The 11,791-nt window shown below is 71.9% G+C and carries 7 protein-coding genes; 3 read left to right on the forward strand and 4 right to left on the reverse strand.

What is annotated here, in order from left to right; translation table 11 throughout:
* Nucleotides 1-6: 6 nt before the first annotated feature.
* Nucleotides 7-1,683 carry an energy-dependent translational throttle protein EttA gene (ettA, locus tag ABZV00_RS25060; RefSeq protein ID WP_328419555.1) on the reverse strand — a complete coding sequence of 559 codons (1,677 nt, stop codon included), beginning with the start codon at nucleotides 1,681-1,683 and terminating at the stop codon, nucleotides 7-9.
* 317 nt (nucleotides 1,684-2,000) lie between these two features.
* Between ettA and ABZV00_RS25065 the strand changes: the two genes are divergently transcribed.
* The gene (locus tag ABZV00_RS25065; RefSeq protein WP_328419557.1) at nucleotides 2,001-3,401 is read left to right on the forward strand and encodes a trehalose-6-phosphate synthase; all 1,401 of its coding nucleotides are present in this window, start codon (nucleotides 2,001-2,003) and stop codon (nucleotides 3,399-3,401) included.
* 41 nt (nucleotides 3,402-3,442) lie between these two features.
* Nucleotides 3,443-6,004, forward strand: a complete 2,562-nt coding sequence (gene otsB / locus ABZV00_RS25070) for a trehalose-phosphatase (RefSeq protein ID WP_355610151.1) — start codon at nucleotides 3,443-3,445, stop codon at nucleotides 6,002-6,004.
* 47 nt (nucleotides 6,005-6,051) lie between these two features.
* Here the strand turns inward: otsB and cobA are convergent, their stop codons facing one another.
* Genes cobA through cobC form a run of 3 tightly spaced genes read right to left on the reverse strand, consistent with a single transcriptional unit; the run spans nucleotide 6,052 to nucleotide 9,528 of the window.
* Nucleotides 6,052-7,284 (reverse strand): uroporphyrinogen-III C-methyltransferase, encoded by a 1,233-nt coding sequence (cobA, locus tag ABZV00_RS25075; RefSeq protein ID WP_355610111.1) that lies wholly within the window; start codon nucleotides 7,282-7,284, stop codon nucleotides 6,052-6,054.
* Between the two features lie 46 nt (nucleotides 7,285-7,330).
* Complete coding sequence (gene cobT, locus ABZV00_RS25080) at nucleotides 7,331-8,425, reverse strand: nicotinate-nucleotide--dimethylbenzimidazole phosphoribosyltransferase (protein WP_355610153.1); 1,095 nt, start codon at nucleotides 8,423-8,425, stop codon at nucleotides 7,331-7,333.
* Nucleotides 8,425-9,528 (reverse strand): Rv2231c family pyridoxal phosphate-dependent protein CobC, encoded by a 1,104-nt coding sequence (cobC, locus tag ABZV00_RS25085; RefSeq protein ID WP_355610113.1) that lies wholly within the window; start codon nucleotides 9,526-9,528, stop codon nucleotides 8,425-8,427. The genes cobT and cobC overlap by 1 nt, the downstream gene beginning before the upstream one ends.
* A gap of 121 nt (nucleotides 9,529-9,649) precedes the next feature.
* Between cobC and ABZV00_RS25090 the strand changes: the two genes are divergently transcribed.
* Nucleotides 9,650-11,782, forward strand: coding sequence for a transglycosylase domain-containing protein (locus ABZV00_RS25090; protein WP_355610115.1), 2,133 nt, complete (start codon nucleotides 9,650-9,652; stop codon nucleotides 11,780-11,782).
* Nucleotides 11,783-11,791 lie beyond the last annotated feature (9 nt).

The following is an 11,791-nucleotide window of genomic DNA, read 5'->3' on the forward strand; positions in this document are numbered from 1 at the left end:
GCCCGGTCAGTCGCGGGTCAGCTTGCGGTAGGTCACCCGGTGTGGCCGGGCGGCCTCCGCGCCGAGGCGGTCGATCTTGTTCTTCTCGTACGCCTCGAAGTTGCCCTCGAACCAGAACCACTTGGCCGGGTCCTGGTCGTCGCCCTCCCACGCCAGGATGTGCGTGGACACCCGGTCCAGGAACATCCGGTCGTGCGAGATGACCACGGCGCAGCCGGGGAACTCCAGCAGCGCGTTCTCCAGGCTGGAGAGGGTCTCCACGTCCAGGTCGTTGGTCGGCTCGTCGAGCAGGATGACGTTGCCGCCGATCTTCAGCGTCAGCGCCAGGTTGAGCCGGTTGCGCTCGCCGCCGGAGAGCACCTTGGTCGGCTTCTGCTGGTCCGGCCCCTTGAAGCCGAACGCGGCGATGTACGCCCGGGACGGCATCTCGACCTTGCCCACCATCAGGTAGTCCAGACCGTCGGAGACGACCTCCCAGACGGTCTTGTCGCCGTCGAGGCCCTGGCGGTTCTGGTCGACGTACGACAGGGAGACGGTTTCGCCGACCCGGACCGAGCCGTCGGTCGGCTGCTCCAGCCCGACGATGGTCTTGAACAGCGTGGTCTTGCCGACGCCGTTGGGGCCGATGATGCCGACGATGCCGTTACGCGGCAGCGAGAACGACAGGTTGTCGATCAACAGCCGGTCGCCGAAGCCCTTGCTCAGGCTCTGTGCCTCGATCACCGTGCTGCCCAGGCGCGGGCCCGGCGGAATCTGGATCTCCTCGAAGTCCAGCTTGCGGGTCTTCTCCGCCTCGGTGGCCATCTCGTCGTACCGGTCCAGGCGGGCCTTGGACTTGGTCTGCCGGGCCTTGGCGTTGGAGCGGACCCACTCCAGCTCCTCGGTGAGGCGCTTCTTCATCTTGGCGTCGCGGCGGCCCTCGACGGCCAGCCGGGCGGCCTTCTTCTCCAGGTAGGTGGAGTAGTTGCCCTCGTAGCCGATCGCCCGGCCGCGGTCCAGCTCCAGGATCCAGCCGGCCACCTTGTCCAGGAAGTACCGGTCGTGCGTGATCGCCATGACGGTGCCGGCGTACTTGGCCAGGTGCTGCTCCAGCCAGGAGACGCTCTCCGCGTCGAGGTGGTTCGTCGGCTCGTCGAGCAGCAGAAGGTCGGGCGCCTCCAGCAGCAGCTTGCAGAGCGCGACCCGGCGGCGCTCACCGCCGGAGAGCTGGGTCACGTCGGCGTCCGGCGGCGGGCAGCGCAGCGCGTCCATGGCCAGTTCGAGCTTGGAGTCGATGTCCCACGCGTCGGCGTGGTCCAGCTCCTCCTGGAGCTTGCCCATCTCCTCCATCAGCTCGTCGGAGTAGTCGGTGGCCATCTGCTCGGCGATCTTGTTGAACCGCTCCAGCTTGGCCTTGGTCTCGGCGACCGCCTCCTCGACATTGCCGAGGACGGTCTTGGCGTCGTTGAGCGGGGGCTCCTGGGCGAGCATGCCGACGGTGTAGCCGGGCATCAGCCGGGCCTCGCCGTTGCTCGGCCTGTCCAGCCCTGCCATGATCTTGAGGAGGCTGGACTTACCGGCGCCGTTCGGGCCGACCACACCGATCTTGGCCCCCGGCAGGAAGCTCAGCGTCACATTGTCGAGCACGACCTTGTCGCCGTGCGCCTTGCGCGCCTTTTCCAGGACGTAGATGTACTGGGCCACGGTGCGGGCTACCTCCGTCGGTTGCTGTCGCATGATGGGCGGCGCGGCGCGGGCTGCGACCTCCGCCCGCGGCACCGGCCGGGGGCCGGCCGCGCGCACGCCATCGTCAATCCTGACAGGTTCGGCCCGCTTCGCCCACATCACCCCGCCCCAGGAGTACGTCGTGCCGTCGGAGGACCCATGTTGTTGACTAGATCACCATCCAGATTCAGCCCCTGCGGGGCGGGTAGGGAACTCAGGCACGGGGCACCAGACGCCGCAGCTACGCTCAGTACGCTCATCGCGGTGGACCCGTCAGTACCCGGAGGTGGCCGATCGTGACCGTCCGTAGCTCCTTTGTCGTAGTGGCGAACCGCCTGCCGGTCGACGAGGTGAGCACCCCCGAAGGGCGGCAGTGGCGACGCAGCCCCGGCGGGCTGGTCACCGCGCTGCATCCCGTGCTCGCCGAACACCAGGGGACCTGGGTCGGCTGGGCCGGCGGGACCGGCGCCGCCCCCGAGCCGTTCGACCTTGAGGGGATCCGACTGCACCCGGTGCCGCTGAGCGCCGAGGAGCTGGAGCGGTACTACGAGGGCCAGTCCAACGCGACGATCTGGCCGCTCTATCACGACGCGGTGGAGACACCTGCCTACAAGCGTCGCTGGCGGGAGGCGTACCGCCTGGTCAACGCGCGGTTCGCGGAGGCCGCCGCGGACGTGGCGGCCGAGGGCGCGACGGTCTGGGTGCAGGACTACCAGCTCCAGTTGGTCCCGGCGATGCTCCGGGAGCTGCGGCCGGACCTGCGGATCGGCTTCTTCCTGCACATCCCGTTCCCGCCGATCGAGCTGTTCATGCAGATGCCGTTCCGTACCGAGATCCTGCGCGGCCTGCTCGGCGCCGACCTGGTCGGCTTCCAGCAGCGGCTGGCCGCGCAGAACTTCGTCCGGCTGGCCCGGCACCTGCTCGGGCTGCGCTACGAGGGGCAGATGATCCAGGTCGACGGGCGGCAGGTGAAGGCGGGCGCCTTCCCCATCTCGATCGACACCCAGGAGATGGAGCGGATGGCCGCCGACCCGGCGATCCAGGCCCGGGCGAAGCAGATCCGCGCCGAACTGGGCGATCCGAAGACGATAATCCTGGGCGTGGACCGGCTGGATTACACCAAGGGCATCGAATTGCGCCTCAAGGCCTTCCGCGAGCTACTGGCTGACGGAAAGTTGACAGTTCCGGACGCGGTTATGGTGCAGGTGGCCACGCCAAGCCGGGAGCGCGTCGAGCACTACCAGGCACTTCGGGTCAAGGTGGAGCGCGAAGTTGGTCGGATTAATGGGGAATTCGGCAGGGTCGGCGTGCCTGCGGTGCACTATCTGCATCAGTCGTACAGTCGCAGTGAACTGGCCGCGATGTACGTCGCTGCCGACGTGATGATGGTGACCCCGCTGCGAGACGGAATGAATCTGGTGGCCAAGGAGTACGTCGCATCGCGCGCCGACCAGGGTGGCGCGCTCGTGCTCAGTGAATTCGCCGGCGCCGCCACCGAGCTGCGCCAGGCCTTTTTGTGTAACCCGCACGACCCGGACGCGGTCAAGGACGCCCTGCTCCGGGCCGTGCACGTGGAGAAAACCGAGGCGCGCCGCCGGATGCGGACAATGCAACGTCACCTGCGCACCCACGACGTGGGGCACTGGGCCAAGTCTTTCCTCTCCGAGCTTGGAGTCTCCGAGGCGGAGGCCGCGTGAACACGTCCGTCAACGACGGAGCGGCGATCGCCACCGGGGTGATGGACCCCGAGCTGCGCTCCGCCATCGGCCGGATCGCCCGGGTCCCCCAGCTCCTGATCGCCTGCGACTACGACGGCACACTGGCGCCGATCGTGGAGGACCCGAGCACGGCCGTACCGCTGCCCGAGTCGGTGGCCGCGGTCCGCGCGCTCGCCTCGCTGCCGCAGACCACCGTGGCGGTGGTCTCCGGCCGGGCGCTGCGCGACCTGGCCGCGCTCTCCCGGCTGCCCAGCGAGGTGCACCTCGTCGGCAGCCACGGCTCCGAGTTCGACATCGGGTTCGTCGAGCGCCTCTCCCCCGAGCTGGTCGCGGTGCGCACCCGGGTGCGGGACGCGCTGCGCGAGATCGCCGCCGAACACCCCGGCATCCGGTTGGAACGCAAGCCGGCCAGCGTCGCGGTGCACACCCGTGGGGTCGATCCGCAGATCGCCGCCGCGGCCATCGAGGCGGTCCGCAACGGCCCGGCCACCTGGGACGGCGTCACGGTCACCCAGGGCAAGGAGGTTTTCGAACTCTCCGTGGTGGCCACCCACAAGGGCACCGCGGTCGACCAGCTGCGGACCCAGCTCTCGGCCAGCGCGGTGCTCTTCATCGGCGACGACGTGACCGACGAGAACGCGTTCGGCAACCTGCACGGGCCGGACCTCGGCATCAAGATCGGTCCCGGGGACACCCAGGCCGACTACCGGGTGGCCGATCCGCTCGAGGCGGCCCGCGCACTCGGGCTGCTGTTGGAGACGCGGCGGCACTGGCTCTTCGGCGAACGGGCGGTGCCGATCGAGCGGCACTCGATGCTGGCCAACGGCCGTACCGTCGCTCTGCTCACCCCCGAGGCCAAGGTCAGCTGGCTCTGCCACCCCAAGGCGGATTCGGCGGCGATCTTCGCCGACCTGGTCGGCGGCAGCCCGGCCGGTCACTTCAGCATCGCACCTGAACGCGGGGGCATCCCGCTGGGCCAGCGCTACCGCTCCGGCACGATGACCGTGGAGACCCGGTGGTCCGGCCTCACCGTCACCGACTGGCTGGACAAGCCAGCCCGGGAGACCACGCCGGACGGCCCGGCGGTGGTCACCGGCGACTCAACCCTGATCCGGGTGCTCACCGGCAGGGGCCGGGTCCGGCTGGAGTTCGCGCCACGGCCCGAGTTCGGTCAGGTCGCCGTGCAGATGCAGCCGCTCGGCGACGGCCTGCTGGTGCTCGGCTCCAACGAGCCGGTCGCGCTCTACTCCCCCGGCGTGGAGTGGCAGGTCAGCAACGACGGCGGCTACCAGACCGCCAAGGCTGTCGTCGACCTCTCCGCCGCCGGCGGGCAGATCCTGCTGGAGCTGCGCTTCGGCACGCACAGCCTGGAGCACCACCGGGTGCCGATCCACGACCGGCAGGCCGCGGCCGAGCAGCCGTGGAAGGACTGGGTCGCCTCGCTGAAGCTGCCGTCCACCTCCCGCGATTTGGTCGCCCGCAGCGCGCTCACCCTGCGCGGGCTCTATCACGAGGCCACCGGGTCGATCCTGGCCGCGGCGACCACCTCGCTCCCCGAGGAGCTGGGCGGCGTCCGCAACTGGGACTACCGCTACTGCTGGCTCCGCGACGCCGCACTGACCGCCCGCGCGCTGGTCGACCTGGGTTCCCTCGAAGAGGCCGAGGGCTTTCTGCGCTGGGTGGACGGCTGCATCGAGCGCACCGGCGGGCACCCGGAGCGGCTGCACCCGCTCTACACCATCGACGGCTACGAACTGGGCGCCGAGGCGGTCATCGACACCCTGCCCGGGTACGCCGGCTCCCGGCCGGTCCGGGTCGGCAACCTCGCCAACCACCAGCTCCAGTTGGACGTCTTCGGCCCGATCGCCGACCTGATCGCGGCCGTCGCCGACGCCCGCGGCTCGGTCCGCGACGACGAGTGGCGGGTACTGGACAACATGGTCGAGGCGGTTCGCCGCCGTTGGCACGAGCCCGACCACGGCATCTGGGAGGCCCGGCTGCCACCCCGGCACCACATCTTCTCCAAGGTGATGTGCTGGATGACCGTCGACCGGGCTCTGCACGTGATGCGCCAGCACGGCGGCGAGGACCGCCCCCAGTGGGTGGAGCTGCGCGACCGGATCGGCGCCAACGTGCTGGAGCACGGCTGGCACGAGGAGGTCGAGGCGTACAGCGTCGCGTACGGCGACGAGGACATGGACGCCTCGTCGCTCTGGATCGGGCTCTCGGGCCTGCTTCCGGGCGATGACCCGCGCTTCCTGTCCACCGTGCTCCGGATCGAGGCGGACCTGCGCAGCGGCCCGGTCGTCTACCGCTACCACTGGGACGACGGCCTGCCCGGCCGCGAGGGCGGCTTCCACATCTGCACGGCGTGGCTGATCGAGGCGTACCTGCGCACCGGCCGCCGCACCGACGCCGAGGAGCTGTTCGCGCAGATGGTGCTCACCGCCGGCCCGACCGGCCTGCTCCCCGAGCAGTACGACCCGCTCGCCGAGCGCGGGCTGGGCAACCACCCGCAGGCGTACAGCCACCTCGGTCTGATCCGCTGTGCCCTGCTGCTGGACAACATGCTCAAGCAGTGATCTGACACCCGCAGCGGGCCGGAGACGTCGTCTCCGGCCCGCTGTCGTCAGGCGTCCAGCGCGTGCACCACGTCGCCCACCACGACGACCGCGGGCGGGCGCAGATCGGCGGCCAGCACGTCGGCAGCCACCGCGCCGAGGGTGGACCGCAGCGCCCGCTGGGCACCCGTGGTGCCGTCCTGGACGACGGCGGCCGGTGTCTGCGGCGACCGGCCGTGCGCGATCAGGGTCGCCGTGATGGCGCCGAGGTTCTTCAACCCCATCAGGATCACCAGGGTGCCGCGCAGCCCGGCGAGCGCCTCCCAGCGCACCAGCGAGGCCGGCGAGTCGGGCGCGAGGTGCCCGGAGACCACGGTGAACTCGTGCGCCACCGCCCGGTGGGTGACCGGGATGCCGGCCGCGGCCGGGGCGGCGATCGAGCTGGTGACCCCGGGGACCACGGTCACCGGAACGCCGGCCGCCGTGCAGGCCAGCAGTTCCTCGCCGCCCCGGCCGAAGACGTACGGGTCACCGCCCTTGAGCCGGACCACCAGCGCGCCGGCCAGGGCCCGGTCCACCAGGATCCGGTTGATCTCCTCCTGGGCGCGGGACGGGCCGTAGGGGATCTTCGAGGCGTCCACCAGCTCCACGTCGGGGCGCAGCTCGTCCAGGAGCAGCCCGGGCACCAGTCGGTCGGCGACCACCACATCCGCCTCGGTGAGCAGCCGCCAGCCCCGGACGGTGATCAGCTCCGGGTCACCCGGCCCCGCCCCGACCAGAGCCACCCGCCCGCCGACTGCCGCAGCAAGAGACCCTTGCTCCACCGCAGGCGTCGACAAAGCGCCCTTGCTCGCACCGAGGAGATCGCGGATGGCGTCGCGGACGGTCATCGCACGGCGCGGGTCGCCGCCGCCGAGCACCGCGACGGTGACCGGCCCGTGCCGGGTCACCGCAGGGGTCCAGGCCGTGGCGGCGGTGCGGTCGTCGGCCCGGACGCAGAAGATCCGCCGCTCGGCGGCGGCGACGCTCACCGACTCCGCCGCGATCGGGTCGTCGATCGCCACCTGGACCAGCCACGCCCCGTCCAGGTCGTCGGGCGCGAACCGGCGCGGCAGCCAGCGCAGCCGGCCCGCGTCCGCCCGCGCACGCAGCGCCGGGGTCAGCTCCGGTGCCACCAGCAGCACGTCCGCGCCGGCATCCAGCAACGCCGGCACCCGTCGGGTGGCGACCGCACCACCGCCCACCACGACCACCCGCCGCCCGTCCAGCCGCAGGCCGAGAGGGTACGGGTTGGTGCTCACGTCGCGGCCGCGCTGTCGCGCCGGATGGCTCGCCCGGTGCGCTCGCTCACTTCTCGGCCACGCCAGCCGAGTCGAAGGTGGCCACCTCGTGCAGCACCCGGACCGCGCCGGTGACCACCGGCAGCGCCAGCAGCGCGCCGGTGCCCTCACCGAGGCGCAGGCCCAGGTCGATCAGCGGGTCGAGGCCGAGGTGGCGCAGCGCCACCGTCGCGCCCGGCTCGGTCGAGCGGTGGCCGGCGACCATGGCGCCGACCGCGTCCGGCGCGAACGCCGCGGCGGAGACCGCGGCGGAGACCGCGATCACGCCGTCCAGCAGCACCGGCGTGCGGCGGGCCGCGGCGCCCAGGATCAGCCCGGCCAGCGCGGCGTGCTCCAGCCCGCCAACGGCGGCCAGCACGCCCAGCGGATCGGCCGGGTCGGGGGCGTGCCGGGCCAGCGCGGCCCGCACCACCGCCACCTTGCGGGCGTACGTCGGGTCGTCGACCCCGGTGCCCCGGCCGGTGGCGTCGAGCGGGTCGGCACCGGTGAACGCGGCGATCAGCGTGGCGGCCGGGGTGGTGTTGCCGATGCCCATGTCCCCGGTGAGCAGGATGCCGGCCCCGGCGTCGATCAGCTCGTCGGCGATCCGGATGCCGGTCTGCACCGCCGCCCGCGCCTCGTCCCGGGTGAGCGCGGCGGTCACCGCGAGGTCCCGGGTGCCCCGGCGCACGGTCGCGCTGACGAACCGGGGCACGGACGGGTCGAGGATGGCCGGGCCGGACGCCTCAGCGGCGGGCTGGGCGGGTAGCGGGGTGGCCACGCCGACGTCGACCACGGTGACCGAGGCACCGGCCTGCCGGGCGAACGCGTTGACCACGGCCCCACCGGCCAGGAAGTTGCCGATCATCTGCCCGGTGACCTCCTGCGGCCACGGGGTCACCCCCTGAGCGTGCACTCCGTGGTCACCGGCGAAGATCGCCACCGCGGCCGGCTCGGGCACCGGCGGCGGGCAGGCCGCGGCGAGGCCGGCGAGGCGTACCGACAGGTCCTCCAGCGCGCCCAGCGACCCCGCCGGCTTGGTCAGCCGGCCGTGCAGCTCGCGGGCGTCGGTCATGGCCGACTCGTCCAGCGGCCGGATCGCCGCGATCGTGGTCTCCAGCATCATGCCTCCATGGTCTCGCGCAGCACCGCGACGAACGCGTCGGTGGTGGATCGGTCGCGCACGGCCACCCGCAGCCAGTCTGGGCCGAGGCCGGGGAAGGTGTCGCCCCGGCGTACCGCCCAACCCCGATCGCGCAGAGCCTCCCGGACCCGGGTCGCGCCCGGCAAATGCAGCAGCACGAACGCGCTGGCCGGGCGGCCGGCGACGCGTACCCCGGGCAGGTCGGCCAGGCGGGCGACCAGGTGGTCGCGGTCGGCGGCGAGCTCGGCGGCGATCACGCGTTCGGCCTGGACCGCGACGGGGGTGGCGCAGGCCGACGCGGCGGCCAGCGCGGGGGTGGAGACGGCCCAGAGCGGCTGGACGGCGGCCAGCCGGGACAGCAGCTCCGGCGCGCCGAGCAGGTAGCCGATCCGCAGGCCGGCCAGGCCCCAGGTCTTGGTGAGGCTGCGCAGCACGAGCAGCCCGGGCAGATCACGCCGCTCGGCCAGCGACTCCGGCTCGCCGGGCCGCCCGCGGACGGCGGTGGTGTCGGCGAACGCCTCGTCGACCACCAGTACCCGGCCCGGGCGGGCCAGCGCGGCCAGGGTCCGCGCCGGGTGCAGCACCGAGGTGGGGTTCGTCGGGTTGCCGATCATCACCAGGTCGGAATCGGCGGGCACCCGGTCCGGGTCGAGTTGGAAGTCCTCGGCGGGGTCCAGCAGCACCCGCTCGACCGGGTGGCCGGCGGCCCTCAGCGCCGCCTCCGGCTCGGTGAACTGGGGGTGCACCACCACCGGACGGCGGATGCCGCGCAGCGCCTGGGCGATCAGCACGAAGCCCTCGGCGGCGCCGGCGGTGAGCAGTACCTCGTCCGGGTGACGCCGGTGCCGGGCGGCGACCGCGGCACGGGCTGGCGCCGGGTCCGGATAGCGGGCCAGATCGGTGAGGGTGGCGGCGATCGGGCCGGCCAGCCATTCCGGCAGCGGTGCCCGGCGGACGTTGACGGCGAGGTCGACCAGGCCGGCGCTCGCCTCCGTGTCGCCGTGGTGCGCCAGGTCCGGCTCGGGGGCAGCCCCGGCCCCGGCCCCGGCGGCCGGTGCCAGCACGCTCGGCTGATCACACATGTCCGCGATCCTGCCGGGAAGGCGGCCGGTGGGACAGCCGATCTCGACGTAAGCCGCATCACCACCCGGCGGTTTATGAGTTCTTCTCATGTTCGAATCGGAAATGTCATAACTTGGCCATGTGAGCAACCGACCCCTTGCTGCCGCTGGTCGACTCGTTCCTCTACTCCGCGCCGGGCTGATCGCCGGCATCGTGATCGCCGCCGCCGCGTACCCGCTGGTCGCCCTCACCGGGCTCGGCGCGAAGGCCACCGCGCACGCCGTGGAGCACAAGACCAAGCTGCTGACCACCGCCCTGCCCGCCGAGACCTCGTACCTCTACGCCCCGGACGGCAAGACCGTGCTGACCATGTTCTACGAGGAGTACCGGCAGTACACCAAGCTGTCGGACATGTCGCCGAACATCCAGCAGGCGATCGTCGCCGCCGAGGACTCCCGCTTCTACCAGCACCACGGCGTCGACCCGAAGGGCGTGGCCCGAGCCTTCGTCTCCAACGCCCGCTCCAACGGGGTCTCCCAGGGCGCCTCGACGCTGACCATGCAGTACGTCCGGATGGCCCTGCGGGACAGCGCGACCACCCCCAAGGAGGTCCAGGAGGCCACCCAGCAGACCAGCCTGCGCAAGGTCAAGGAGATGCGGATGGCGCTGGACCTGGAGAAGGAGATGAGCAAGGAAAAGATCATGGAGCGCTACCTGAACTCGGCGTACTTCGGGCACCGGGCGTACGGCATCTACGCGGCCAGCGAGATCTTCTTCTCCAAGACCCCCAAGGACCTCACCCCGGTCGAGGCGGCCACCCTGGCCGGGCTGGTCAAGTCGCCGTCGGAGTACGACCCGGCCGACTCCGACCAGAAGGAGGCCACCGGGCGGCGCAACTACGTTCTGGACCGGATGAGCCAACTCGGCTACCTCTCCCCCGACTCGGCCGCCGCCGCGAAGTCCGAGCCGATCCGGCTGAAGCTGACCAACCCGCCGAACGACTGCGCGGCGGTGCCGGACAAGTACAACAGCTGGGGCTTCGCCTGCGACTACCTGAAGAACTGGTGGAGTGCGCAGCCCGCGTTCGGGGAGAACCGGCTGGAACGGATGGACAAGCTGCGCCGGGGCGGCTACCGGATCGTGCTCAGCATCGATCCGAAGATCCAGGAGGCGGCCGAGAAGAACGTCGGCGCCAAGGAGGGCACCGGCAGCCCGTTCGCCAACGGCATCGTGGTCGCCGAGCCGGGCACCGGGCGGGTGAAGGCGATGGCGGTGAACCGGACGTACTCGCTGGACCTGAGCGAGAACCCACAGAGCTCCAACCCCGAGGCCGGGCCGAAGGTGAAGGCCAACTACCCGAACACGGTGGCGCCACTGCTCGGCGGCGGCGACCTGCCGGGCTACCAGGCCGGGTCGACGTTCAAGATGTTCCCGATGCTGGCCGCCCTGGACTCCGGGATGACGCTCTCCACCTCGTTCAACGCGCCGTACCGGTACAAGTCAGCGGTCTACGACGGCTGGGCGCCGTCCAACGCCAGCGGCGCCATGACCGGGCAGCAGACCATGTGGTCCGGCTTCGGCAAGTCGGTCAACACGTACTTCGTGTGGCTGGAGGAGAAGGTCGGCGCGGATCGGGCGGTGCGGCTGGCCGAACAACTCGGGTTGCGCTGGCGCACCGACGTCGACCGGGAACAGGCGTCCCCGACGAAGGTGAAGAAGTGGGGCGCGTTCACGCTGGGCGTCTCCGACGCCACCCCACTGGAGATGGCGAACGCCTACGCCGCCGTCGCGGCCGACGGCCGCTACTGCGAGGCGATCCCGGTGTCGGCGATCATGAACCGGGATGGCACGCCGGCCACGTCCGTCACCCCCGGCGGCCTCCACCGTGAGGTGGCCAAGCCGCGCTGCCGGCAGGTGGTCAGCGCGGACGCCGCCCGGGCGGCCACCGACGCCGCCCGCTGCCCGACCGGGGACACCCCGGCGCGCGGAGGCTGCGGCGGCTGGTCCACCGCCGACAGCGTCCGGGGTACGGTCGGCCGCCCGGTGGCCGGTAAGACCGGTACCACCGACAGCACGCGGTCCGCCTGGTTCGTCGCCTACACCCCGGAGTTGGCCGCGGCCAGCTTCATCTCCGACCCGGACAACCCGTTCAACGCGGTGGGTGACGGGCAGTCCCAGATCCCGATCGCGGCGGTCGCGGAAACCCTGCGCGACGGCCTGAAGGGCCAACCCACCCGCCAGTTCACCCCACCGTCGGACGCCATCGTCGGGTGACCGGCCCAG

Source organism: Micromonospora sp. NPDC005173 (assembly GCF_040608515.1).
Lineage (GTDB): Bacteria > Actinomycetota > Actinomycetes > Mycobacteriales > Micromonosporaceae > Micromonospora.

Coding starts and splice junctions, on each gene's coding strand:
- cobC (WP_355610113.1), bottom strand. CDS start 9,528: ATGTGTGATCAGCCGAGCGTGCTGGCACCGGCCGCCGGGGCCGGGGCC.
- cobT (WP_355610153.1), bottom strand. CDS start 8,425: ATGCTGGAGACCACGATCGCGGCGATCCGGCCGCTGGACGAGTCGGCC.
- otsB (WP_355610151.1), top strand. CDS start 3,443: ATGGACCCCGAGCTGCGCTCCGCCATCGGCCGGATCGCCCGGGTCCCC.